General features: G+C 71.8%; 22 protein-coding genes. 12 read left to right on the top strand and 10 right to left on the bottom strand.

Annotated elements, in window-relative coordinates:
- Positions 1 to 46: 46 nt before the first annotated feature.
- Both ACGFZN_RS15420 and hutH read left to right on the top strand, forming a co-directional pair.
- Positions 47 to 1192, top strand: coding sequence for a diguanylate cyclase domain-containing protein (locus tag ACGFZN_RS15420; protein WP_393858919.1), 1146 nt, complete (start codon positions 47 to 49; stop codon positions 1190 to 1192).
- An 88-nt stretch (positions 1193 to 1280) separates the two neighbouring features.
- Positions 1281 to 2819, top strand: coding sequence for a histidine ammonia-lyase (gene hutH / locus ACGFZN_RS15415; RefSeq protein ID WP_393859008.1), 1539 nt, complete (start codon positions 1281 to 1283; stop codon positions 2817 to 2819).
- A 57-nt stretch (positions 2820 to 2876) separates the two neighbouring features.
- Here hutH and ACGFZN_RS15410 read toward each other — a convergent pair whose 3' ends face one another.
- Together ACGFZN_RS15410 and ACGFZN_RS15405 are read right to left on the bottom strand one after the other, a co-directional pair.
- Positions 2877 to 3653: a hypothetical protein gene (locus tag ACGFZN_RS15410; RefSeq protein ID WP_393858918.1), complete on the bottom strand. Its 777-nt coding sequence runs from the start codon at positions 3651 to 3653 to the stop codon at positions 2877 to 2879.
- Between the two features lie 42 nt (positions 3654 to 3695).
- Positions 3696 to 4001, bottom strand: a complete 306-nt coding sequence (locus ACGFZN_RS15405) for a hypothetical protein (RefSeq protein ID WP_393858917.1) — start codon at positions 3999 to 4001, stop codon at positions 3696 to 3698.
- 109 nt (positions 4002 to 4110) lie between these two features.
- Between ACGFZN_RS15405 and ACGFZN_RS15400 the strand changes: the two genes are divergently transcribed.
- The 5 genes from ACGFZN_RS15400 (at position 4111) to ACGFZN_RS15380 (ending at position 11796) form a co-directional block, all read left to right on the top strand.
- Positions 4111 to 4455, top strand: coding sequence for a hypothetical protein (locus ACGFZN_RS15400; protein WP_393858916.1), 345 nt, complete (start codon positions 4111 to 4113; stop codon positions 4453 to 4455).
- A gap of 220 nt (positions 4456 to 4675) precedes the next feature.
- The gene (locus ACGFZN_RS15395; RefSeq protein ID WP_393858915.1) at positions 4676 to 5923 is read left to right on the top strand and encodes an Ig-like domain-containing protein; all 1248 of its coding nucleotides are present in this window, start codon (positions 4676 to 4678) and stop codon (positions 5921 to 5923) included.
- A gap of 157 nt (positions 5924 to 6080) precedes the next feature.
- Positions 6081 to 7532: an ABC transporter permease gene (locus ACGFZN_RS15390; RefSeq protein WP_393858914.1), complete on the top strand. Its 1452-nt coding sequence runs from the start codon at positions 6081 to 6083 to the stop codon at positions 7530 to 7532.
- A gap of 46 nt (positions 7533 to 7578) precedes the next feature.
- Entirely contained in the window at positions 7579 to 8262 is a 684-nt protein-coding gene (locus ACGFZN_RS15385) for an ABC transporter ATP-binding protein (protein WP_393858913.1), read from the top strand.
- 243 nt (positions 8263 to 8505) lie between these two features.
- Positions 8506 to 11796, top strand: a complete 3291-nt coding sequence (locus ACGFZN_RS15380) for a S8 family serine peptidase (protein ID WP_393859007.1) — start codon at positions 8506 to 8508, stop codon at positions 11794 to 11796.
- A 64-nt stretch (positions 11797 to 11860) separates the two neighbouring features.
- Here ACGFZN_RS15380 and ACGFZN_RS15375 read toward each other — a convergent pair whose 3' ends face one another.
- Positions 11861 to 12772 (bottom strand): helix-turn-helix domain-containing protein, encoded by a 912-nt coding sequence (locus ACGFZN_RS15375; RefSeq protein WP_393858912.1) that lies wholly within the window; start codon positions 12770 to 12772, stop codon positions 11861 to 11863.
- A 171-nt stretch (positions 12773 to 12943) separates the two neighbouring features.
- On the opposite strand from ACGFZN_RS15375, the gene ACGFZN_RS15370 reads away from it, so the two are divergent.
- A complete protein-coding gene (locus tag ACGFZN_RS15370; protein ID WP_393858911.1) occupies positions 12944 to 13984 on the top strand; it encodes an NAD(P)-dependent alcohol dehydrogenase in 1041 nt (346 codons plus the stop codon).
- A 69-nt stretch (positions 13985 to 14053) separates the two neighbouring features.
- Here the strand turns inward: ACGFZN_RS15370 and ACGFZN_RS15365 are convergent, their stop codons facing one another.
- Together ACGFZN_RS15365 and ACGFZN_RS15360 are read right to left on the bottom strand one after the other, a co-directional pair.
- Entirely contained in the window at positions 14054 to 14770 is a 717-nt protein-coding gene (locus ACGFZN_RS15365; protein WP_393858910.1) for a Type 1 glutamine amidotransferase-like domain-containing protein, read from the bottom strand.
- Positions 14771 to 14879: 109 nt separating this feature from the next.
- Positions 14880 to 15998 (bottom strand): hypothetical protein, encoded by a 1119-nt coding sequence (locus ACGFZN_RS15360; RefSeq protein WP_393858909.1) that lies wholly within the window; start codon positions 15996 to 15998, stop codon positions 14880 to 14882.
- 143 nt (positions 15999 to 16141) lie between these two features.
- On the opposite strand from ACGFZN_RS15360, the gene ACGFZN_RS15355 reads away from it, so the two are divergent.
- On the top strand, positions 16142 to 17296 hold the full coding sequence (locus ACGFZN_RS15355) for a cystathionine gamma-synthase (protein WP_393858908.1): 1155 nt from the start codon (positions 16142 to 16144) through the stop codon (positions 17294 to 17296).
- A gap of 65 nt (positions 17297 to 17361) precedes the next feature.
- On the opposite strand, the gene ACGFZN_RS15350 is transcribed toward ACGFZN_RS15355, so the two are convergent.
- The 3 genes from ACGFZN_RS15350 to ACGFZN_RS15340 all read right to left on the bottom strand — a co-directional run bounded on the left by ACGFZN_RS15350 (position 17362) and on the right by ACGFZN_RS15340 (position 18862).
- Positions 17362 to 17610 carry a hypothetical protein gene (locus tag ACGFZN_RS15350; RefSeq protein ID WP_393858907.1) on the bottom strand — a complete coding sequence of 83 codons (249 nt, stop codon included), beginning with the start codon at positions 17608 to 17610 and terminating at the stop codon, positions 17362 to 17364.
- Between the two features lie 43 nt (positions 17611 to 17653).
- Complete coding sequence (locus ACGFZN_RS15345; protein ID WP_393858906.1) at positions 17654 to 18157, bottom strand: sigma factor-like helix-turn-helix DNA-binding protein; 504 nt, start codon at positions 18155 to 18157, stop codon at positions 17654 to 17656.
- A gap of 180 nt (positions 18158 to 18337) precedes the next feature.
- Positions 18338 to 18862, bottom strand: coding sequence for a MarR family winged helix-turn-helix transcriptional regulator (locus ACGFZN_RS15340; protein WP_393858905.1), 525 nt, complete (start codon positions 18860 to 18862; stop codon positions 18338 to 18340).
- 144 nt (positions 18863 to 19006) lie between these two features.
- Here ACGFZN_RS15340 and ilvA point away from each other — a divergent pair, with 144 nt between their 5' ends.
- Positions 19007 to 20236 (top strand): threonine ammonia-lyase, encoded by a 1230-nt coding sequence (ilvA, locus tag ACGFZN_RS15335; RefSeq protein ID WP_393858904.1) that lies wholly within the window; start codon positions 19007 to 19009, stop codon positions 20234 to 20236.
- 115 nt (positions 20237 to 20351) lie between these two features.
- On the opposite strand, the gene greA is transcribed toward ilvA, so the two are convergent.
- A complete protein-coding gene (greA, locus tag ACGFZN_RS15330; RefSeq protein WP_393858903.1) occupies positions 20352 to 20852 on the bottom strand; it encodes a transcription elongation factor GreA in 501 nt (166 codons plus the stop codon).
- A 191-nt stretch (positions 20853 to 21043) separates the two neighbouring features.
- Positions 21044 to 21442, bottom strand: coding sequence for a DUF4307 domain-containing protein (locus ACGFZN_RS15325; RefSeq protein WP_393858902.1), 399 nt, complete (start codon positions 21440 to 21442; stop codon positions 21044 to 21046).
- Positions 21443 to 21578: 136 nt separating this feature from the next.
- On the opposite strand from ACGFZN_RS15325, the gene mca reads away from it, so the two are divergent.
- Together mca and ACGFZN_RS15315 are read left to right on the top strand one after the other, a co-directional pair.
- The gene (mca, locus tag ACGFZN_RS15320; protein WP_393859006.1) at positions 21579 to 22439 is read left to right on the top strand and encodes a mycothiol conjugate amidase Mca; all 861 of its coding nucleotides are present in this window, start codon (positions 21579 to 21581) and stop codon (positions 22437 to 22439) included.
- Entirely contained in the window at positions 22432 to 22683 is a 252-nt protein-coding gene (locus tag ACGFZN_RS15315) for a hypothetical protein (protein ID WP_393858901.1), read from the top strand. Before mca ends, ACGFZN_RS15315 begins: the two co-directional genes overlap by 8 nt.
- Positions 22684 to 23275: the final 592 nt, after the last annotated feature.

The raw sequence follows: 23275 nt of genomic DNA, 5'->3' as shown, positions 1-23275 counted from the left end.
CCCCATCGATGTCCCGAATACCCCAAATCCTCCCTAACCTGGAGTAATGGCTGAGGACAAGCGGCTGGCCGCAGTCGTGGCGCTGGCCCAGGGGATGGCGGCGGCGCGCACCCCGCGCGACTCGTGGCAGGCCGCCGCGCGGGGCGCGTGCCGCGCGCTGGACGGCAGCTTCGCCGCGCTGTCGGTGTGGGAGCGGGAGCTGGGCCGGCTGCGGGTCCTCGTGAACGTGGGGGACCGGCGCCCGGACGAGGAGGAGTTCCCCGAGTCCGAGGCCTACCCGGTGCACCAGTTCCCGGAGATCACCGAGTTCCTGCACGAGCGGTGGGCCGGAGGGCGCGGGCCGAACGCGTGGGTGGAGACGGCCGAGGGCACCGCCGCCGGCACCCCGGGGTACTTCCACCAGCGGGTCGCCGCCCTGCGCCGCCGGGGCCGGGGATGCTGTGTGGTCGCGCCGGTCGTGCTGCACGGCCGGGCCTGGGGGGAGTTGTACGTCGCCCGTGCCGTCGAGGATCCCGTCTTCGACCGCGGCGACGCCGACTTCGCCACCGTGCTGGCCGCCGTCGTCGCCGCCGGGCTCGCGCAGACCGAGCGGCTGGAGGAGGCCCGCCGGCTGGCGTACACCGACGCGCTCACCGGACTCGCCAACCGCCGCGCCGTGGACGTCCGTCTGGGGGAGGCCGTGGAGCGGCACCGCAGGGAGGGCGTGGTCGTGAGCCTGGTGGTGTGCGATCTCAACGGGCTGAAGCGGGTCAACGACACGTTCGGGCACGCCGTCGGCGACCGGTTGCTGGAGCGCTTCGGCTCGGTGCTGTCGCTGTGCGGGGCGATGGTGCCGGGCGCGCTGGTGGCGCGGCTCGGCGGGGACGAGTTCTGTCTCCTGGCCGTCGGGCAGCCCGCCGACGACGTGGTCAAGGCGGCCGACGAACTGTGCCGCAGGGCCGGGGAGTTGGAGCTGGGGGAGGGCGTGGCGTGCGGGGTCGCCTCCACCGAGGATCCGATCGGGGAGGTGCAGGACGCCCGGCGGCTGTTCCGGCTCGCCGACGCCGCCCAGTACCGGGCCAAGGCGCTGGGCGCGGACCGGCCGGTGGTCGCGGGCCGGGAGGGGCCGGGGGATCCGGTCCTGCGGCTGGCCGACGAGCCGCCGCACCCGCCGGCCGCCGAGCGGCGCCGGTTCCGCGGGCGGCGGCCGTGAGGCGAAGGCCACATCCCGAGGTAAGGGTCAACCCCGCTCCCCACTAGTGACATCGCGGCATTCAATGCGTACGCTCCTGAATATGGATATGCACACTGTGGTGGTGGGGACGTCGGGTGTCACGGCGTCCGACGTGCTCGCCGTGGCGCGCGGCGGTGCCCGTGTCGAGCTGTCGGCGGAGGCGGTGGCGGCCCTCGCCGCCGCCCGCGAGATCGTGGACGCGCTGGCGGCCAAGCCGGACCCGGTCTACGGCGTCTCCACCGGCTTCGGCGCCCTGGCGACCCGGCACATCAGCCAGGAACTGCGCGCCCAGCTGCAGCGCAACATCGTCCGCTCGCACGCCGCCGGCATGGGACCGCGGGTGGAGCGGGAAGTCGTACGGGCCCTGATGTTCCTGCGCCTGAAGACCGTCTGCTCCGGGCACACCGGCGTCCGGCCCGAGGTCGCGCAGACCATGGCCGACGTGCTGAACGCCGGGATCACCCCGGTCGTCCACGAGTACGGCTCCCTCGGCTGCTCCGGCGACCTGGCCCCGCTGTCCCACTGCGCCCTGACCCTCATGGGGGAGGGCGACGCGGAGGGCCCCGACGGTGTCGTACGGCCCGCCGGCGAGCTGCTCGCCGAGCACGGGATACAGCCGGTCGAGCTGCGCGAGAAGGAGGGCCTGGCCCTCCTCAACGGCACCGACGGCATGCTCGGCATGCTGATCATGGCCCTCGCCGACCTCGACACCCTCTACAAGTCCGCCGACGTCACCGCCGCCCTCAGCCTGGAGGCGCTGCTCGGCACCGACAAGGTGCTCGCGCCCGAGCTGCACGCGATCCGGCCGCATCCGGGACAGGGCGCCTCGGCCGCCAACATGCTGGCCGTGCTGAAGGGTTCGGGCCTGACCGGGCATCACCAGGACGACGCCCCGCGCGTCCAGGACGCCTACTCCGTGCGCTGCGCCCCGCAGGTCGCCGGCGCCGGCCGCGACACCATGGCCCACGCCCGCCTGGTCGCCGAGCGCGAACTGGCCTCCGCCGTCGACAACCCGGTGGTGCTGCCCGACGGCCGCGTGGAGTCCAACGGCAACTTCCACGGCGCGCCCGTGGCCTACGTCCTCGACTTCCTCGCCGTCGCCGCCGCGGACCTCGGCTCCATCGCCGAGCGCCGCACCGACCGGCTGCTGGACAAGAACCGCAGCCACGGCCTGCCGCCGTTCCTCGCCGACGACGCCGGCGTCGACTCCGGGCTGATGATCGCCCAGTACACGCAGGCCGCGCTGGTCAGCGAGATGAAGCGGCTGGCCGTACCGGCGTCGGCGGACTCCATCCCGTCCTCCGCCATGCAGGAGGACCACGTGTCCATGGGCTGGTCGGCCGCGCGCAAGCTGCGCACGGCCGTGGACAACCTCACCCGGATCATCGCCATCGAGCTGTACGCGGCCACCCGCGCCATCGAGCTGCGCGAGGGCCTCACCCCGGCGCCCGCCTCCCGGGCCGTCATCGAGGCCGTGCGCGCCGCCGGTGTGCAGGGTCCCGGCCCCGACCGGTTCCTGGCGCCCGACCTCGCCGCCGCCGACGCGTTCGTGCGCGGCGGGCACCTCGTCGCCGCGGTGGAGGCGGTCACCGGCCCGCTGCGGTGACGTCCCGGCACGACGACAGGGGCCCCGCCGTGCGCGGGGCCCCTGTCCGCTGCCGTGTCACTTCAGCTTGGCCTGCTGCGCTTTGACGACCTCCGGCGAGACCGCGTACGCCTTCTTGGCCATCATCGCGCCCAGGTTCGAGGTGAAGTACACCGCCAGGGTGTTCCCGCGCCGGTCGACCTCGGCGTGGACGGGGGCCGCGCCGTCGTCGTCCGCGTCCATGGTCGCGGTGAACGCCACCGCGCCGTCCCCGGTGCCCGCCGGCTTCTCCTCGGCGACCTCGGTGAACCGCACCGTCGTCCCCGCCTGCTTGCCGGGGAAGCCGTCCGCGCAGGACTTCACGGCGGCGGAGAGGGACGCGAGGGCCTTCTCGGCGCCGTCGCCCTCGTACGAGGCCAGGGTGACCGTGGTCAGGTCCCGGTCCAGCGACTTGTGCATCGCCTCCTCGAACGCGTCCTCGTCGAGGTCGTCCAGAGAGGTCGGCTTGGCCGCCGGGGTCTTCTTCTTGTCCTGCGTCGCCAGCCGGTCGGTGCGGGCCGCCGCGTCGGCCGGCGGCAGGCCGCTCATCACGCGGGCCAGGGGCCGGCACGCGGCGCTGTCCGTCGCGATCGGCTTGGCGCGGGCGGCCGGCACCGGCCCCACCGCGTATCCGGGGACCTCTCCGTCGGCGATGATCAGCTTCTTCAACTCGGCGGCGCCGAGCGCCTTCGCGGCCGTACCGGAGCCTTTCGCGTCCCCGCCGGACTCCCCGCCCGAACAGCCCGTCACAAGGGCGAACGACAGCGCGCCCAGCACCGCGGCGGCGCACCGCCGTACGCCCGATGATCTCTTCATGAACGCACTATGTGCGGACCGTCAAAGGAACGTCAAGGGAAATTAAAAGCCCATGCGTTCGCGGCGCACCGAATAGACCACGAAACCGGCGCCCAGACCGAGGAAGAGGGTGCCGCCGACGACGTACGGCGTGGTGTCGGGGCCTCCGGTGTCGGCGAGTTCGGGACCGTCCTCGTCGGCTGCCGCCGTCACGGCCCTGGCCTGCTGCGTCAGATGCGTGGCGGAGCTTTCCGCGGTCGCTCTCGCCGAGGTGTCCTGTGACGCGTTCGCGGACGGGACGAACCACAGGGCGCACAGCAGGGTGCCCGCGGCGGTGGCGGTCAGCAGCGGACGGCGAGCGGATGACACGGAATATCGATCCCCTTGTGACGCTGGCGAATTGGCCGTGGGCAGCGATGTTAGTGAAAGACGCGGGTCACAGGAAAGTCACGGGAGGTTTCGGCCGTACGCTCCCGCCATGAACGCTGAAGAGACATCACGGTTTGTACGGCTTCGGGTGGAGCTGGTCCTCGAGGTGCAGGACGAGGACCAGCTGAGCAAGGCCGCGCTGCGCCGGCTCGCCGCCGATGCGCAGCTGCCGCCGGCCGAGCGGACCCAGGCCGAGGGAGCTGTGACGGAAGACACCGCGGAGGCCCTGGCGTATCTCGTCGATCCGTTCGACCTGGTCAGCGAGGTGCCTGGGGTGGAGCTGCAGCAGGCATCCTGGTCGAGCGAGCGGGTCGACTACGACCCGGACTCGCCCGAGTGGGAACTGGACGAGGATGATGAGGAGGACGGCGAGGAAGAGGACGGCATCGGCTGAGCGTTCCGGGGGCACCCAACACCCCGGACGGCAACCGCCGTCCGGGGTTTCGTCGTCTCAGGGGACGCACGGACCGGCTTCCGCACCACCCGCAGCCCTGGACGTGGTGTGCCCCACAGATCCAGTGCAGGGGGAACGGGGCGGCACGGACGTAGCGTTGAACGTTCTTACGGGGACACTCGGGGTTTTCGGCGAATCGGCAACGATGGAGAAGCGTGTGATGACGGACAGTAAGCGGCGCAGGGGCCTGATGGCCGCGTCCGCTCTGCTCGGCGGTGTTCTGGCCCTCACCGGCTGTTCCGGCGGCGGCGACGCCAAGGCGTCCGACAACGGAAAGGGCTCGCAGGCCGAGGCCGACGCGGCGGCGGCGAAGAAGTCCTCCGAGGCGCAGATCACGGTCTCGCCGAAGGACGGCTCGGACAACGCGTCGATCAACAACTCCGGCGTCGTCACGGTCAGCAAGGGCACCCTCACCGGCGTCACCCTCACCACCCAGGACGGCAAGGCCGTCGCCGGGCAGCTCTCCGCCGACAAGAAGAGCTGGAAGCCCAGCGTCCAGCTGGAGCGCTCGACCACCTACAAGGTCGCCGCCGAGGCGAAGGACTCGCAGGGCCGCATAGCCCACGAGAACGCGACCTTCACCACGGTCGCCCCGGCCCACAGCTTCATAGGCACCTTCACCCCGGACAACGGCGCCACGGTCGGCGTGGGCATGCCCGTCTCGATCAACTTCGACAAGGCGATCACCAACAAGGCTGCCGTCCAGAAGGGCGTCACGGTCACCTCCAGCAGCGGCCAGGAGGTCGCCTGCCACTGGTTCAACGCCAACCGCATGGACTGCCGCCCGGAGCAGTACTGGAAGGAAGGCTCCACCGTCACCCTCAAGCTGGCGCTCGACGGCGTCGAGGGCGCGCCCGGCATCCACGGCGTCCAGCAGAAGACGGTCACCTTCCACATCGGCCGCAACCAGGTCTCCTACGTCGACGCGAAGACCAAGCAGATGAAGGTCACGCAGGACGGCAAGGTCGTCAAGACCATCCCGATCTCCGCGGGCGCCCCCGACCACACCACGTACGAGGGCCAGATGGTGATCTCCGAGAAGTTCACCCAGACCCGGATGAACGGCGCGACGGTCGGCTTCAAGGACTCCGACGGCAAGGGCGAGTACGACATCAAGGACGTGCCGCACGCCATGCGCCTGACCACCTCCGGCACCTTCATCCACGGCAACTACTGGGGTGCGCCGTCCGTCTTCGGCAACGTCAACACCAGCCACGGCTGCGTCGGCCTGCAGGACGTCAAGGGCGCCGGCGACCCGAACACCCCGGCCGCCTGGTTCTACAACCACTCCCTGATCGGTGACGTGGTGGTCGTCCAGAACACCGGCGACAAGACGGTCGCCCCGGACAACGGCCTCAACGGCTGGAACATGAGCTGGGCCCAGTGGAAGGCCGGTTCGGCCGTCTGACAGCCCGTCCACAGCTTCGCCGGTGCCGCCCCCTCGTGGGCGGCACCGGTGTTTCCGGGGACCGCCGGGCCCTTCGCGGGCGCGCCCGTAAGCCTTCTCATGCATCTCTTATTCCGGCCTTAGGGTGTCGTCAGGGTCCGTCCCTAGCTTGCAGGCCATGTTCTTCACCTACCTGAGGCGCGAACTGCGCCGCCGCAGAAAGGCGGCCCTCGTCGTCGCCTCCGGCCTCGCGCTGGGCATCGCGCTGGTCATCGTGGTCAACTCCGTGTCCAGCGGCATGGGGAAGGCCCAGGACAAGGTCCTGCAGTCGCTGTACGGCCTGGGTACGGACATGACGGTCACCAAGGCGGCCACGCCGACCGCCGCCGGCTCCCAGCAGCCCCGCTTCCAGTTCGGGGCGCGCGACAGCGACGACAAGTCCACCCAGAGCAGCGACCGGGTGCGGGTGCAGGGCTTCACCACCCTCGCCTCCTCCACGGTCACCGAGGTCGCCGGGCAGAAGGGCGTGTCGTCGGCCGTCGGCGGGCTCAGCCTCAACGTGTTCCGGGTCAGCGGCCAGTTCACCCGCGGCCAGTTCCAGCAGAGCGGCGGCGCCGGAGGGTTCCAGCGGGGCGGCGCCACCGGCGCGCCGCAGGGCGAGGTCAAGGGCGGCGGCGCCGACTTCGGCCTCAACCAGTACACGGTGTTCGGCACCGACGTCACCCGCACCGGGATCGGCCCGCTGACCTCCTCGAAGATCACCAGCGGCCGCACCTTCAAGACCTCGGAGACGGACGCCAAGGTGGCCGTGGCCGACTCGGCGTACGCCAAGGAGAAGAAGTACAAGGTCGGCTCCACCGTCACCATCAAGGGCACCAAGTTCACGGTGATCGGCATCGCCACCGCCAGCAGCGGCGACTCGGCGGCCAACCTGTACATCCCGCTGAAGCAGGCGCAGACCCTCGCCGACGAGAAGAACAAGATCACCACGATCTACGTCAAGGCGACCGACTCGCAGCAGATCGACAGCGTCAAGAGCGCCATCCAGAAGAACGTCTCCGGTACGACGGTCACCACCTCCGCCGACCTCGCCAAGACGGTGTCCGGCTCGCTGTCCACCGCCTCCTCCCTCGCCACCAAGGTCGGCAAGTGGCTCTCCATCGCGGTGCTGGTCGCCGCGTTCCTCGTCGCCGGGCTGCTCACCTCCTCCGCGGTCTCCCGGCGTGTGCGCGAGTTCGGCACGCTGAAGGCGCTGGGCTGGAAGTCGGGCCGGGTGACCCGGCAGGTGGTCGGCGAGGCCGTGGTCAACGGCCTGGTCGGCGGCGTCCTGGGCATCGCCCTGGGTCTCGCGGGCGCGTACGCGGTGACGGCGGTCAGCCCCACGCTCCAGGCCCAACTGGGCAGCACCGGCGGGGGCTTCGGCGGCGGTCCCGGCGGAGGCGGGGGCTTCGGGGGGCCCGGCCGCGCGGCGGCGAAGTCCCTCGAGGTCGCTCTCACGGCTCCGGTCAGCGTGACGACGATCGTCCTTGCGGTGGGACTCGCGGTGGCCGGCGGCCTCGTCGCGGGCGCCTTCGGCGGCTGGCGCGCCTCACGCCTGCGCCCGGCGGACGCACTGCGCCGCGTCGAGTAGCCCGCGCCGGCGTACCCCCCCGAACCCCACCCACCCAGGAGCCACCATGTACGAACTCAGAAACGTCACCAAGCGCTACACCAGGGGCAAGGAGACCGTCCACGCCCTCGACGGCGTGGACCTGGCCATCGGCGACGGGGACCGGCTCGTCATCCAGGGTCCCACCGGCGGCGGGAAGTCCACCCTCCTGCAGATGCTCGGCGGTCTGGACCGGCCCACCTCCGGCGAGGTCGTGCTGGACGGCACCGACCTGGCCAAGCTCAGCGAGGCCCGGCTGACCAGGGTCCGCAGCGAGAACATCGGCTTCGTCTTCCAGTCCTTCAACCTCATCCCCACCCTCACCGCCCAGGAGAACGTGGAGACGGCCCTCGTCCCCCTCGGCATCAAGGCGAAGGAACGCCGCGACCTCGCCGCGGAGGCCCTGCACTCCGTCGGCCTCGGCGAACGCCTGCACCATCTGCCCGGCGAGATGTCCGGAGGCCAGCAGCAGCGCGTCGCCATCGCCCGGGCCGTCGTGAAGAAGCCCAAGGTGCTGCTCGCCGACGAACCGACCGGCAACCTCGACGAGGGCATGCGGGACGAGATCATGGACGTGCTCGAACGCCTGTGGAAGGAGCACGGGTTGACCTTCATCATGGTCACCCACGACTCCGCGATCGCGCGGAAGGCCCCGCGCCTGGCCACCATCCGCAAGGGGAAGATCACGGTGAAGGAGAACGCCGCGACCTGACGCCGCACAACACCGCTCGCGCACCGGGCACTTGGCGGTTGTGTAACGGTGGCCCGCAGGCGGCGTAACAGTTTCCCGTCACTCTTTCTTACCGTCCTCTCATCTGTTGAGGCGTCTGATCACCCCCCGGCATACTGCGTGATCCCGGGGGGTTGTCGTATATGCGTACGAGTCCACCCCCGGCCGGGTGAACGGGGAATTCACCCGGTACCTCATCTCCAGGGGGAGAACTTGCGCAGACAAGTGAAAAGGGCTGCCGCGGCCACCGTGGCCACGGCCGCAGCCGTCGCCCTCGCAGCGGGTATGACCAGCCCGGCGTCGGCGAAGCCCGCGGAGCGCACCGCCGCCTCCGCGCTCACCGTGAAGACCCACGTCACCCTCATCACCGGCGACCGCGTCGCGCTCGACGCCAAGGGCCGGGTCGTCGGCCTGCAGCGGGCCAAGGGCCGCGAGCACATACCCTTCCAGGTCCGCCGGGCCGAGGGTCACACGCTGGTCGTCCCGCTCGACGCGGCCCACCTGGTCGCCTCCGGCACGCTGGACCAGCGCCTGTTCGACGTCACCGAGCTGAACAAGGCCGCCACCCGCCGGGCCCAGAAGGACGGCCTGAAGGTCATCGTCGGCTACCGCGGCTCCGCCGCGTCCGCCAAGGCCGGCGTGCGCGATGCGAGCCGTCTGCGGCGCAGCCTGAGCGTCCTCGACGCCGACGCCGTGCAGACGCCGGTCAGCAACACCGCCGCGCTCTGGCACGCCGTCACCGACGGCGGCCGGGCCGCCTCCGGCATCGCGCACGTCTGGCTCGACGGCGTCCGCAAGGCCTCCCTCGACAAGTCCGTCCCGCAGATCGGCGCGCCGGTCGCGTGGAAGGCCGGCTACACCGGCAAGGGCGTGAAGGTCGCGGTCCTGGACACCGGCGTGGACACCAGCCACCCGGACCTCAAGGACCAGGTGGTCGCCTCCAGGAACTTCACCTCGGCCGCCGACGCCACCGACCACTTCGGGCACGGCACCCACGTCGCCTCCATCGTGGCGGGCACCGGCGCCAAGTCGGGCGGCAGGTACAAGGGTGTGGCCCCGGACGCCAGAATCATCAACGGCAAGGTGCTGGACGACACCGGCTCCGGCGACGACTCCGGCATCCTCGCCGGCATGGAGTGGGCCGCCTCCCAGGGCGCCTCCGTCGTCAACCTGAGCCTCGGCGGCTACGACAGCCCGGGCATCGACCCGCTCGAGGCCGAGGTCAACAAGCTCTCCACGACCAAGAACATCCTGTTCGCGATCGCCGCGGGCAACGACGGCCCCCAGTCGATCGGTTCACCGGGCAGCGCGGACGCCGCGCTCACCGTCGGCGCCGTCGACAAGAAGGACAAGCTCGCCGACTTCTCCTCCACCGGCCCGCGCATCGGCGACGGTGCCATCAAGCCCGACGTCACCGCGCCCGGGGTGGACATCACCGCCGCCGCGGCCAAGGGCAGCGTCATCGACCAGGAGGTCGGCGAGAAGCCCGAGGGCTACCTGACCATCTCCGGCACCTCGATGGCCACCCCGCACGTCGCCGGCGCCGCCGCGATCCTGAAGCAGGAGCACCCCGACTGGGGCTACGCCGAGCTGAAGGGCGCGCTCACCGGCTCCGCCAAGGGCGGCAACTACACGCCGTACCAGCAGGGTGCGGGCCGTATCGCGGTGGACAAGGCCTACCGGCAGACCGTGATCGCCGACCCGGTGTCGGTGAACTTCGGTGTGCAGCAGTGGCCGCACACCGACGACAAGCCGGTCACCAGGAAGGTGACGTACCGCAACCTCGGCGACAAGGACGTCACGCTCACCCTGAGCAGCACCGGCCTCGACCCCAAGGGACACGCGGCGCCGGCCGGCTTCTTCACGCTCGGCGCGACCGAACTGACCGTCCCGGCGCACGGCAAGGCCTCCGTCGCCCTCACCGCGGACACCAGGCTGGGCGGCACCCTCGACGGCGCCTACTCCGCGTACGTGACCGCCACCGGCGCCGGCCAGACGGTCCGCACGGGCGCCGCGGTGCAGCGCGAGGTGGAGTCGTACGACGTCACGCTGAAGGTCATCGGCCGGGGCGGCAAGCCCGCGAAGTACTACACCGCCGAACTCGCCGGCCTGTCCGGCCTCGGCAGCGGCACGGACGTGAGCCCGTACGACCCGTCCGGCACGGTGAAGGCACGCCTGCCCAAGGGCACCTACCTCCTCAACGCGGCCGTCTCCGTGGACAAGGAGGGCGTCAAGGGCACCGACTGGATCGCCCAGCCGTCGCTGACCGTCACCAAGAAGCAGACGGTCACGATCGACGCGCGCAAGGCGAAGCCGGTCGACATCACCGTCCCGGCCGCGGGCGCGACATCGAAGTTCGCCTGCCCCGGCTACCAGGTCACCAGCGGCGACAACACGTACACCTACAGCTGGTTCCTCGACTCGTACAAGAACTTCCGCACCGCCCACCTCGGTCCGAAGCTGCCCGCCGGCCGGCTGTTCCAGCAGTGGGACGCCCACTGGACCAAGGGCGCGGGCGAGGAGTACGACGTCACCTCCGGCGGCCCGGTCCGGCAGCTCGCCACCGGGTACACCAAGCACTACAAGGCGAGCGAGCTGGCCACCGTCAAGGCCCGCCTCGGCGCCTCCGCCGGCGGCAGGACCGGCTCCATCAGCGCCGTCGGCTGGCTTCCCGACAGCGTGGGCGCCTCCTCCATCGACATCGCGCAGAAGCTGCCCGGCACCCGCACCCTGCACCTGTCCACGGCCGGCGGGGTCCTGTGGGATCTGGACTTCACCCAGTACGGCGGCAAGGACCAGGACGGATTCCCCCTCGCCGACGCCGGATACACGCTCGGCGAGTCCTCCTTCAAGGCCGGCCACAGCTACACCAGAACGGTGAACACCGCCGTCTTCGGCCCGCACGTCGGCAAGGACCTCGGCCTGTTCCGCGACGGCAACGACATCTACGGCTCGCTGCCGCTGTTCGCCGACTCCGGCAGGCACCCCGGCTCCTCGGCGTTCACCTCGGTGCGCACGACCCTGTACCGCGACGGCACCAAGGTCGGCTCCAACGAGGACCCGCTGTTCGGCGAGGCGACCTTCAAGGTCCCGGCCGGGGACGCCGCCTACCGGCTGACCACCTCGGTCACCCGCTCGGCGAAGGTCGCCCGGGCGTCCTCGCGGATCGACGCCGCCTGGACCTTCCGCTCCAAGAAGGTCTCCGGCGCCGTCCAGCTCCCCGCCTCCGCCCTGCACTACGGCGCCACGACCGGCCTGGACAGCACCGTCCCGGCCGGGCGCACGGTCACCTTCCCGGTCACCGTCGAGGGCGCGGCGGCCGGCGGCAACCTCAAGTCCCTTGCGGTGTACGTCTCCTACGACGGCAAGACCTTCGAGAAGGTCGACGTCCGCGGCGGGAAGATCACGGTGAAGAACCCGGCGAAGGGCAAGTCCGTCTCCTTCCGCTCCGAGATCACCGACAAGAAGGGCAACACGTCGAAGATCACGATCTACGACGCGTACTTCGGCAAGTGAGCCGCAGCGCCCGCATGAAGTGAGGGGCGCCCGGAGCCTGTGCTCCGGGCGCCCCTCACGGCCTTCAGGACGACGGCACCGCGCGGACCGCGTCCGTGCCCCAGCTGGCCAGCAGCCGCAGGGAGTCGGCCGACGGCGAGCCCGGCTCGGCGTGATACGTGACCAGGGACTGCTCCGAGTCGTCCGTCAGCCGGAACGACTCGAAGTTCAGGGCGAGGTCGCCCACCAGCGGGTGGTGCAGGCGCTTGACGCCGTGGTTCTTCTCCTTGACGTCGTGCGTCGCCCACAGCCGGCGGAACTCCTCGCTCTTGACCGAGAGTTCACCCACCAGCGCCGACAGCTTCGGGTCGTCCGGATGGCAGCCCGCGTCCATGCGCAGGGCGCAGACGATGTCGATCGCCTTCTGCTCCCACTCGACGAACAGCTCGCGGTACTCCGGCCGCAGAAACGTCAGCCGCGCCCAGTTCCGCTCCGCCGCCGGCAGCTGAGCCCAGTCGCCGAAGAGCGCCGCCGCCATCCGGTTCCAGGCGAGGATCTCCGCCCGGCGCCCCACGACGTACGCCGGCACGCCGTCCATGGTGTCCAGCAGCTGCCGCAGTGCGACGCGGACCTGCTGCTGCCGTGCCGCGGGCTTCTTCTTGTGCGACTTCGGCTTGGCCAGATGCGTCAGATGCGCGTGCTCGGCGTCCGACAGCCTCAGCGCCCGCGCGATCGCGTCCAGCACCTCCGCCGAGACGTTCCGCCCGTTGCCCTGCTCCAGGCGCGTGTAGTAGGCCACCGACACGCCGGCCAGCTGCGCCAGCTCCTCGCGCCGCAGCCCCGGCACCCGGCGGCGCCGGCCGAACGCCGGCAGGCCCACGTCCTCCGGCTTCAGCCGGGCCCGCCGGCTGCGCAGGAACTCGCTCAGCTCGGCCCGCCGGTCCAGTGCGTGCCCTGCGGTGGCCGTGGCTTCCTGCGCCGAGTCCCTTCGTTCCATACGTCCAGTATTCCTGGTGGTACGCACACGAGCCTGACCCCGCCAGTGGTAGGCACGGCGGTCGTACGCAACAGCGTGGTCTGGGTGAGCCTCGCGGTCTGGGGCAGGCTGGACCGCGTACCCGGCCGGAAGGCGGCCGGGCACGGACCACCTGCTAGGAGAACCCTCGGCATGACCACTGTTGCTGCGTACGCCGCCCCCGCCGCGAAGGCTCCGCTGGAGCGGACGACCATCGAGCGACGCGCGGTCGGCGAGTTCGACGTCCTGATCGACATCAAGTTCGCCGGCATCTGCCACTCCGACATCCACCAGGCCCGCGAGGGCTGGGGTGAGGCGATCTTCCCGATGGTTCCGGGCCACGAGATCGCGGGTGTCGTCTCCGAGGTCGGCCCCGGTGTGACGAAGTTCGCCGTCGGCGACCGCGTCGGTGTCGGCTGCATGGTCGACTCCTGCCGCGAGTGCGAGAACTGCCGGCGCGGCCTGGAGCAGTTCTGCGTCAAGGGCATGGTCGGCACGTACAACGCCGTCGGCAGGGACGGCAAGCCCACCTACGGCGGCTACTCCGAGAAGATCGTCGTCGACGAGAACTACGTCGTGCGCATCCCGGACGGCCTGTCCCTGGACGTGGCGGCCCCGCTGCTGTGCGCCGGCATCACCACCTACTCGCCGCTCAGGCACTGGAACGCCGGCCCCGGCAAGAAGGTCGCCGTCGTCGGCCTCGGCGGCCTCGGCCACATGGCCGTCAAGATCGCCCACGCGATGGGCGCCGAGGTCACCGTCCTGTCGCAGTCCCTGCGCAAGAAGGACGACGGCCTGAAGCTGGGCGCCGACCACTACCACGCCACCAGCGACCCGAAGACCTTCGAGGAGCTGGCCGGCACCTTCGACCTGATCGTCTCCACCGTCTCGGCGCCGATGGACTTCGGCGCGCTGCTGTCGCTGCTGAAGGTGGACGGCGCGCTGGTGAACGTGGGCGCCCCCGAGGAGCCGATCTCCCTCAACCTGTTCTCGGTGATCGGCGGCCGCAAGACCCTCGCCGGCTCGATGATCGGCGGCATCGCCGAGACCCAGGAGATGCTCGACTTCTGCGCCGAGCACAACCTGGGCGCCGAGATCGAGCTGATCGGCGCCGACCAGATCAACGAGGCGTACGAGCGGGTGCTCGCGAGCGACGTCCGCTACCGCTTCGTGATCGACACGGCGACGATCTGACACAGGGCCGGTGCGGCGGCGGGCCGGAGCGCGGCGCGGCGGCCGGGCGGTGCGGTCCGCCACCGGGTCCTACTCGACGGGGAACGACTCCCCGGCGCGGCGGGAGCGCACCAGCACGGCTCCGCCGCCGCCCGGCCGCACCACGTGGGCGCGGCCCGGTCCCGTCACCCGGGCCCGGCCGTCCGCCACCTCCAGCAGGGTGTTCTCGTCCACGGCGACCCCGTACGGCGCCGCACCCCGCGCGACCACCGCGATCAGCCGGGGGAGCGTCCCCCACTGGGCGGCGTGGACGTCCACCGCGAACGGCACCAGACCGAGCCCCGCCCGCGCCTCGACCTCCGCCAGGTCCTCCCCGGTCTCCTCCGGGCACACCGGCACCCCGTCCACCAGCCAGCCGCCGACCACGGCGCGCCGCGCGGCCACCGCCGCACCGGCGGAGAAACCGGCGTACGGCATCCCGCGCTCGGCGAGCAGCTCCGGCAGCCGCCGCAGGCAGCCGACGAGCGCCTCCTGGTACGCGGGCGTCAGCCCGCCGCACACCAGCAGCCCGTCGATTCCGTCCAGCGCGGCCTCCGGCTCGAACCGGCCGCCGAGCGGCACGAGCAACGGCACCGGCGTGTCCGCCCCCGCCTTCCGCAGCGCCTCGGCATACCGCTCGAACTGCGCGGCGCCGTCCCCCTCGTCGACGATCAGGCACCCGATCCGCCGGTCCCCTCCGGCCGCGCGGACGAACGGCTCGTACACCTCCGCCGTGTCCCACCCGCCGCCGATCAGGAACGTGCTCATCCGGTTTCCTCCCCCTCGCCGTCCGGCTCTGTCGCCGCGAACGGCGAATGTACGGGACAGGGGCCGCCACCGTCGCCGGAATTACCCCGCGCCGCCTCCCGGCAGGCGATCAGCCCGGCAGGCCGGCCGGGCTGCCTCCGCCCGCCTCGTAACCGGCCACCGCGAGCGCGCGGTAGAGGGCGAACTCTGCGGCCGGGTCGGCGGACAGCGCCCAGGGCAGCGCGCCGACGTGGCCGTCGACGTGTATGAGCTGGTCCATGGCCTCGTGCCAGCGCTCGGCGCGGACCAGGAAGAAGATCAGCAGATGGCGGACGTGCGCGAGCATCGGGTCGTCGGGCCGGGCCGAGTGCACCGCGTGCAGGGCGCCGTGCATGGCCTTCGTGACGACCTCGCTCTGGTAGAAGCTCGCCACCAGATTCACCTCGGGGAGGTGCTCGAAGACGGCGAACAGCGGCAGCGCGGCGAGCAGCGAGCCCTCCGGGGCGCGGGCCGCGGCGGCCTCGGCGAAGGCGTACGCCTGCTCGCGCGAGCCGTGCCACTTCTCGCAGCAGTAGTGCAGGGCCGCCAGATGCGCGCCCATGTGCTGCGGGGCACGGTCGAGGATCTTCAGCCACAGCTGGTCGAACTCGGCCTGGGAGTAGGCCAGTCCGCGGGCGATGGACAGCTCGGCGATGTACGGCACCGGGTCGCCGGGGGCGAGCAGCGCGGCCTGCGCGCAGACGTCCCGGGCCTCCTCCATGATGATCCGGAACTCGTCCGTGCCCGGCGTCGCCGTCCGCCAGGCCTGCTGCACCAGGAACTCCGCGTAGACGGCGGCGCAGCCCGGGTCCTTGGGCTGCTCGGCCCGCCACACCCGCAGCCACTGGCCGCCCGGCGTCTCGTGCACCCCGCCGGGCCGCTGCTGCAGCTCCAGCGCGGCCGCGCCCGCGAAGGCCTGCACCCGCTGCCAGCGCAGCTCGCCCGCCGTCTCGGTGCCGGCCAGCAGCTGGGCGGCGGCACGGTAGTCCTGCGTGCGCTGCACCAGCTCCAGGACGTCCAGCAGGTCCGGATCCGGGCCGGGCACCCGCACGTCCAGCTCCTCCTGGCGCACGAAGCCGTACGCCGCCGGGTCGGCGGCGTCCGGGTGGCCCGGGGGAACCTGCTGGATCACCCCGCGCCTGCGCCGCACGACCGAGAGCAGCACGAAGCCCAGCATGAGCAGCGCCATCAGCAGCCAGAGAATCGCCATGCCCCCAAGCGAACCAGACGCCGCCGACACTTGGCCAACCCCGCCTCCGAGCTGTGGAAAACTCCGGACGCGATCATGACAGGGAGGGAACGGGCGGCGCCGCGGGCGTCAGCATCCGGCCAGGCGCACTACGCTCGGTGCACATGAGCGACAGGCACATCAGTCAGCACTTCGAGACCCTCGCGATCCACGCGGGCAACACCGCGGATCCCCTCACCGGCGCGGTCGTCCCGCCGATCTACCAGGTCTCGACCTACAAGCAGGACGGCGTCGGCGGGCTGCGCGGCGGCTACGAGTACAGCCGCAGCGCCAACCCCACCCGCACCGCCCTCGAGGAGAACCTCGCCGCGCTGGAGGGCGGCCGCCGCGGCCTCGCGTTCGCGTCCGGACTGGCGGCCGAGGACTGCCTGCTGCGCACGCTGCTCAGCCCCGGCGACCACGTCGTCATCCCCAACGACGCCTACGGCGGCACCTTCCGGCTCTTCGCCAAGGTCGTCTCCCGCTGGGGTGTGGAGTGGTCGGTCGCCGACAGCAGCGACCCGGCCGCCGTACGGGCCGCGATCACCCCGAAGACCAAGGCCGTCTGGGTGGAGACCCCCTCCAACCCGCTGCTCGGCATCACCGACATCGCCGCCGTCGCCTCCGTCGCGCACGACGCGGGCGCCCGGCTCGTCGTCGACAACACCTTCGCCACGCCCTACCTCCAGCAGCCGCTGTCGCTCGGCGCGGACGTCGTCGTCCACTCCCTGACCAAGTACATGGGCGGTCACTCCGACGTGGTCGGCGGCGCGCTGATCGTCTCCGACCAGGGCCTCGGCGAGGAACTCGCCTACCACCAGAACGCGATGGGCGCCGTCGCCGGCCCGTTCGACTCCTGGCTGGTGCTGCGCGGCACCAAGACCCTCGCGGTGCGCATGGACCGGCACAGCGAGAACGCCGCCAGGGTCGCCGAGATGCTCACCCGGCACCCGCGCGTGACCGGTGTCCTCTACCCGGGCCTGCCGGAGCACCCCGGCCACGAGGTCGCCGCGAAGCAGATGAAGGCGTTCGGCGGCATGGTCTCCTTCCGCGTCGAGGGCGGCGAGCAGGCAGCGGTCGAGGTGTGCAACCGCGCCCAGGTGTTCACCCTCGGCGAGTCGCTCGGCGGCGTCGAGTCCCTGATCGAGCACCCCGGCCGGATGACCCACGCCTCCGCGGCCGGCTCCGCCCTGGAGGTCCCCGGCGACCTGGTGCGCCTGTCCGTGGGCATCGAGAACGTCGACGACCTGCTCGCCGACCTCCAGCAGGCCCTGGCCTGACCATCCCGCGGGTCCGTCCTCCCGCCGGCCCCCGCCGGCCCGCCGGTCACCGGCACCTCGGTGCTTCACCAGCCGGTGATCGGCGGAGTCGTCTGGGAGGGCGGTGCCGTCCACGGGTGCACCCGGGCGGCCCACACGCTGAACGCGACGGCCGCGGCCCAGGCCAGCAGCCACAGCACCCGGCGGACGAGCTGCCTGCGCCGCAGCAGGCGCTCGCCGCGGCGCACGGCCTCCGTGTACAGGTCCGGCGGCACCGGCGCCGGGGCCTTCTCCATGATCTGCCGCGCGGCGGCCTCCCGTTGCGGCCGGTTCACCGTGGCCTCCCCGTGCGCTCGGCGCGCCGTCCGCTCACGACGGTCATGACGGCGCCACCTCCCGGCCCGCCGTGCGCGGCCTGTGCGGGCCCGGCGGGTGCAGCAGGACCGCCGTCGCGCGGTCGCAGATGGTGTGCACGCGCTCCGCGGGCAGGCCGAGCAGGGCCGCCGCCTGTTCCTCGGCGACGCCTTCGTACAGGCGCAGTACCAGGATCAGCCGTTCCTGCGGGGTGAGCCCGGCGAGCGGGCTGCCCGGGTCCGGGCGGCCGCGGCCGAACGCGCCGTACCGGTGCCAGGTCGTGCGCGCGAAGCGGGTGGCGAGGTACTGGCGGGCGCAGTCGTACGGATCCTCGCCGTGCAGCCGGTCCCAGCGGGCGTAGGTGTGGGCGAGCGCGAGCGCCAGCAGGCGCCGGGCACGCGGGTTGGCGTCCGGGGGCTCGGCGGTCATCAGCGTGGCGGCATGCAGCAGACGTCCGGCCGCGCCCGCGACGAACGCCTCGAACTCCCGGGCCCGGCGGGCAGCCCGGGACACCTGCCGATCATGCACCGCGCCTCCCCCTCGAGGGACCCCGTCCGCTACGGGAAAGGGTGAACCGCGTACGACACAGGGCCCGGTCTCATATGAGGCCAGCGGCGGCCCGGGGTCAAGACGTGCGACCCGTCCCGCGCCGACGACCCGTCCTGTCCCGACGAGCGGTGCCCCGGGCCCCGGGGCGGCCGCCGGGGCTCAGGACGCCGGGGGCTGTTCCGCCGGCGCGGCGCCCTGCACCGACATCCGCGCGGACAGCGCGCGGTTGAAGCGGGTCAGCAGCGTGCAGAAGTGCTCGCGCTCCTCCGGCGCCCAGTCCTGCGTCAGCTCGGCCATCAGCTGGCGCCGCGAGGAGCGCACCTCCTCCAGACGGGCCGCCCCGCGCGGGGAGAGCTGGAGGACCACCGCGCGCCCGTCCTCGGGGTGCGAGGTCCGCTTGACGAGACCGGTGTCGACCAGCGGAGCCACCTGCCGGGTGACCGTGGAGGAGTCGATGCCCATGCTCGCCGCGAGCGCCTTGACCCCCATCGGGCCTTCCCGGTCGAGGCGGTTGAGCAGCAGATACGCGGCGCGGTCCATGGAGTTGCGCACCTGCCCGACCCCGCCGAGCCGCGTCTGTTCGGCACGGCGGGCGAACACCGCCACCTCGTGCTGGAGGGTGTCGAGAAGACCGGTGTCACCGACGGTCGTCATGTCCATCGACATTTCAGGTGTTGTGGGCATGGCCGGAGGCTCGCTTCATGAAGGGCTGCTGGTTGGGGGACAGGGTACGCGGCTCTGCGGCGGGCCGTACCGGCGCTGCACAAAGCCGGTCTCGGAGCTTGGTCACACCAGCCGCCCGCGAGTCCGGACTGCGATGCTGGAGTCATGAGCTACCGCACGGCTGACTCCTTGCGTTCCGTCACCCTCGACGACGTGCGAGGGGCGCAGAAAATGCTCTCGGGCGTGGCCCGCACCACCGCCATGGAAGGCAGCCGGCACCTGTCCCAGCTGGTCGGCGCGCCGGTGCAGCTGAAGTGCGAGAACCTCCAGCGGACCGGCTCGTTCAAGCTGCGCGGCGCCTATGTGCGCATCGCCGGGCTGCTGCCGGAGCAGCGGGCGGCCGGGGTGGTGGCGGCCAGCGCCGGGAACCACGCGCAGGGCGTGGCGCTGGCCTCCTCGCTGCTCGGCGTGCACTCCACGGTGTTCATGCCGAAGGGCGCCCCCCTGCCCAAGATCAGCGCCACGCGCGACTACGGCGCCGAGGTGCGCCTGCACGGCCAGGTGGTCGACGAGACGCTGGCGGCCGCCGAGGAGTACGCGGCCGAGACCGGCGCGGTCTTCATCCACCCCTTCGACCACCCGGACATCATCGCCGGTCAGGGCACGGTCGGCCTGGAGATCCTGGAGCAGTGCCCGCAGGTGCGCACGATCGTCGTGGGCATCGGCGGCGGCGGGCTCGCGGCCGGGATCGCGGTGGCGGTGAAGGCGATCCGCCCGGACGTCACCGTCGTGGGCGTCCAGGCGGAGGGCGCGGCGGCCTACCCGCCCTCGCTGGCCGCCGGGCACCCGGTGTCGGTGCGGAACCCGGCGACGATGGCCGACGGCATCAAGGTGGGGCGGCCCGGCGCGGTGCCGTTCGGGATCATCAGGGACCTGGTCGACGAGGTGCGCACGGTCAGCGAGGACCAGTTGTCGGCGGCGCTGCTGCTGTGCCTGGAGCGGGCCAAGCTGGTCGTGGAGCCGGCCGGGGCGAGCCCGGTCGCGGCGCTGCTGGCCGCGCCTGGCGCCTTCGAGGGCCCGGTCGTCGCGGTGCTCTCCGGCGGGAACGTCGACCCGGTGCTGATGCAGCGGGTGCTGCGGCACGGCATGGCCGCGCAGGGCCGCTACCTGGCCGTCCGGCTGCGGCTGACGGACCGCCCGGGCGCGCTCGCCACGCTCCTCGGGGTGCTGTCGGCGGTGGACGCCAATGTCCTCGACGTCAGCCACGTACGCACCGATCCGCGGCTCGGGCTCACGGAGGCGGAGGTGGAGCTGCACCTGGAGACGAAGGGCCCGGTGCACTGCGCCGAGGTCGGCCAGGCCCTGCGGGACGCCGGTTACACGGTCATGGACTGAGAAGACCCCGGCCCGGCCGGCAGCACCCTCGCCGACGGCCCCGGACACGGCGAAGCCCCCGGTGTCCGGCACAGGCCGGGGGACACCGGGGGCCCGAGGTCATTACGGGCGGGGGTCAGCCCGAGTACGGCTCGGCCTTCAGGATCCTCACCGAGGCCTTCTTGCCGTTCGGCAGTTCGTACTCCGCGTCCTCGCCGACCTTGTGGCCGATGACGCCGGCGCCCAGCGGGGACTGCGGCGAGTACGTCTCGATGTCGGCGCTCGCGTACTCGCGGGAGGCGAGCAGGAACGTCAGCGTGTCGTCCTCGTCACCGTCGAAGGCGATCGTGACGACCATGCCGGGCGCGACGGTGCCGTCCGCGGAGGCGGGAGCCTCGCCCACCTTGGCGTTCTCGAGAAGCTGGGTCAGCTGCCGCACGCGCAGCTCCTGCTTGCCCTGCTCCTCCTTGGCCGCGTGGTACCCGCCGTTCTCGCGCAGGTCGCCCTCCTCGCGCGCGGCCGCGATCTTGGCGGCGATCTCCGTGCGCGCAGGACCAGTAAGGTACTCAAGCTCGTCCTTGAGCTTGTTGTACGCCTCCTGGGTCAGCCAGGTGACGTTCTCGCTGGTCTGGGTCACAGGGTGCTCCTCGTCGGTACTGGGAATACAAAGCATCGCCCTACCCAGAAGAATGTTCCCTCTCGGGTGGGCGAAACCACGAGCCTAACAATTCAAGGCCGGGAGGGGGAGGACATAAGCCATCACATTCGCATCAACGCAGGTCAGCGTCTATGTATTCCGGGTGAGGCCGGGGAGTGTCCGGTCCCGGGTCAGCCGGTGTGGCAGCCGAGCAGTTCGGCCGTGGTGCCCTTCGCCGTCGTACGCAGCGTGACGACCTTGTCGATGCGGGTGGCGGGCCCCGTGAACCGGAAGTCGGCCCGGCCCACCTCGGAGCCGTCCGCCGCCTGGGAGCGCAGGGTGCAGTAGCCCGAGGCGCCGGAGTCCTTGTGGACCTCCAGATGCACCTTGACCGCGTCGTTCGTGGCGTCGAAGGCGATCACCTGGGCGCTGATCTTGCTCTCCACGACGTAGTGGTAGGCGAAGTAGGCGACCAGTGCGAGCAGGGCGGCGGCGAACACGGCGCCGGCGATCCTGAGCTTGTGGTCGGCGCGCTCGTCCGACGAACGGCCGTAGCGGCCCTCGGGCAGCCGCGTGCTCGCCGTACTCATGATCGTCCTCTCCGCAGGGACCGGTCCCGGAATTATTCGCCCCCCGGTTCCGTCACTATAGAAGCCGCCGATCGCGCCGGGACCACGGGGCGCCGACATGACCGAGGATTGAGTCTTGACTGACCAGCTGCGACTGATGGCCGTTCACGCGCACCCCGACGACGAGTCGAGCAAGGGCGCGGCCACCATGGCGAAGTACGTGTCCGAGGGGGTGGACGTGCTGGTGGTGACGTGCACCGGCGGAGAGCGCGGATCCATCCTCAACCCCAAGCTGCAGGGCGACGCGTACATCGAGGAGCACATCCACGAGGTGCGCAAGAAGGAAATGGACGAGGCCCGGGAGATCCTCGGGGTCAAGCAGGAGTGGCTGGGCTTCGTCGACTCCGGCCTGCCGGAGGGCGACCCGCTGCCGCCGCTGCCCGAGGGCTGCTTCGCCCTGGAGGACGTCGACAAGGCGGCCGGCGAGCTGGTGCGCCGGATCCGCGCCTTCCGTCCGCAGGTGATCACCACCTATGACGAGAACGGCGGCTACCCGCACCCCGACCACATCATGACCCACAAGATCTCCATGGTGGCGTTCGAGGGCGCGGCGGACACCGAGAAGTACCCGGAGGCCGAGTACGGCCCCGCCTACCAGCCGCTGAAGCTGTACTACAACCAGGGCTTCAACCGCCCCCGCACCGAGGCCCTGCACCACGCGATGCTGGAGCGCGGCCTGGAGTCGCCGTACGGGGAGTGGCTCAAGCGCTGGAGCGAGATGGAGCGCACCGAGCGCACGCTGACCACGCACATCCCGTGCGCGGACTTCTTCGAGATCCGCGACAAGGCGCTGATCGCGCACGCCACGCAGATCGACCCCGACGGCGGCTGGTTCCGGGTGCCGATGGAGCTGCAGAAGGAGGTCTGGCCGACGGAGGAGTACGAGCTGGCGAAGTCGCTCGTCGACACTTCCCTCCCCGAGGACGACCTCTTCGCGGGCATCCGGGACAATGCCTGACATGAGCGCAAGCGTGAGCCTGGCAGTGACGCACCTCGTCCCCCTCGCCGACCTCGACCAGAACAAGGTCACCCCCGGTGTCCTCGGCTTCATCGTCTTCGCGGTGATGGCCCTGGCCGTGTGGGGCCTGATGAAGTCGATGAGCAAGCACATGAACAGGGTCGACTTCAAGGAGCCCCCGGAGTCCGGGGCCGAGCAGGACGACAAGTCCGGCACGGCCGACTCCGCAGCCCGGCGGGGCTGACCAGACTCAGCACGCCGCCGGCACCGCCACCCCCATCACCTCCCGGGCGCGGCGGTCCGGCGCCATGCGCGTACACCCGCCCGGCCGACCGCCTTCCAGGCTGGCCCCGCGCTCCAGCAGCAGCGCGCACGCGGGGACGCACCCGGCCGCCTTCGTCCCCGCAGGAGCGCCCGGCGAGGGCCGTCGCCGCCCCCACGCTCTGCGGGTACCCGGGCTCTCTGCGAGTGCCCGGACCGTGCGGCCGCCGGGCTCAGCCGTTGTCCGGGGGGCCCGCCTCCGCCGCTTCGTGCCCGTCGCCCCGCCCGCCGGCCACCCGCACGCCCCTGCCGGCGCGCCCTCCGCCGGCGCGCACAGCAGCGCCTCGGCCGGCGGGGCGCCCTGGCCCGCCGTCGTCATGTCGACCAGGCGTCCGGCACCGCCATCCCGCAGGGAGCCCGAGACGTCCGTGCATCGTCCCCTCATGGGCCGGGCATATCCTCCACACCCCCTCTTGTAGATGTCTACAAAGACCCGGTACCGGCCCGGCCGATGTCTCATGGCTTCCACCCCTGGCTGACTGCGCACCGGTGGCGGTGTACTCCTCCCACGGGCT

The organism is Streptomyces sp. NPDC048192, assembly GCF_043202415.1.
GTDB lineage: Bacteria > Actinomycetota > Actinomycetes > Streptomycetales > Streptomycetaceae > Streptomyces.
Note: the sequence above shows the minus strand (reverse complement) of the source record. Positions and strands in the feature narration are given on the sequence as shown.

Excerpts from the sequence above, each read along its gene's own strand:
- ACGFZN_RS15390 (WP_393858914.1), top strand. The coding sequence starts at position 6,081 with ATGTTCTTCACCTACCTGAGGCGCGAACTGCGCCGCCGCAGAAAGGCG.
- ACGFZN_RS15370 (WP_393858911.1), top strand. The coding sequence starts at position 12,944 with ATGACCACTGTTGCTGCGTACGCCGCCCCCGCCGCGAAGGCTCCGCTG.
- ACGFZN_RS15375 (WP_393858912.1), bottom strand. The coding sequence starts at position 12,772 with ATGGAACGAAGGGACTCGGCGCAGGAAGCCACGGCCACCGCAGGGCAC.
- ACGFZN_RS15385 (WP_393858913.1), top strand. The coding sequence starts at position 7,579 with ATGTACGAACTCAGAAACGTCACCAAGCGCTACACCAGGGGCAAGGAG.
- ACGFZN_RS15325 (WP_393858902.1), bottom strand. The coding sequence starts at position 21,442 with ATGAGTACGGCGAGCACGCGGCTGCCCGAGGGCCGCTACGGCCGTTCG.
- ACGFZN_RS15355 (WP_393858908.1), top strand. The coding sequence starts at position 16,142 with ATGAGCGACAGGCACATCAGTCAGCACTTCGAGACCCTCGCGATCCAC.
- ACGFZN_RS15400 (WP_393858916.1), top strand. The coding sequence starts at position 4,111 with ATGAACGCTGAAGAGACATCACGGTTTGTACGGCTTCGGGTGGAGCTG.
- ACGFZN_RS15360 (WP_393858909.1), bottom strand. The coding sequence starts at position 15,998 with ATGGCGATTCTCTGGCTGCTGATGGCGCTGCTCATGCTGGGCTTCGTG.
- ACGFZN_RS15315 (WP_393858901.1), top strand. The coding sequence starts at position 22,432 with ATGCCTGACATGAGCGCAAGCGTGAGCCTGGCAGTGACGCACCTCGTC.
- mca (WP_393859006.1), top strand. The coding sequence starts at position 21,579 with ATGGCCGTTCACGCGCACCCCGACGACGAGTCGAGCAAGGGCGCGGCC.
- ACGFZN_RS15340 (WP_393858905.1), bottom strand. The coding sequence starts at position 18,862 with ATGCCCACAACACCTGAAATGTCGATGGACATGACGACCGTCGGTGAC.
- ACGFZN_RS15395 (WP_393858915.1), top strand. The coding sequence starts at position 4,676 with ATGACGGACAGTAAGCGGCGCAGGGGCCTGATGGCCGCGTCCGCTCTG.
- ACGFZN_RS15420 (WP_393858919.1), top strand. The coding sequence starts at position 47 with ATGGCTGAGGACAAGCGGCTGGCCGCAGTCGTGGCGCTGGCCCAGGGG.
- ilvA (WP_393858904.1), top strand. The coding sequence starts at position 19,007 with ATGAGCTACCGCACGGCTGACTCCTTGCGTTCCGTCACCCTCGACGAC.
- ACGFZN_RS15410 (WP_393858918.1), bottom strand. The coding sequence starts at position 3,653 with ATGAAGAGATCATCGGGCGTACGGCGGTGCGCCGCCGCGGTGCTGGGC.
- hutH (WP_393859008.1), top strand. The coding sequence starts at position 1,281 with ATGCACACTGTGGTGGTGGGGACGTCGGGTGTCACGGCGTCCGACGTG.
- ACGFZN_RS15365 (WP_393858910.1), bottom strand. The coding sequence starts at position 14,770 with ATGAGCACGTTCCTGATCGGCGGCGGGTGGGACACGGCGGAGGTGTAC.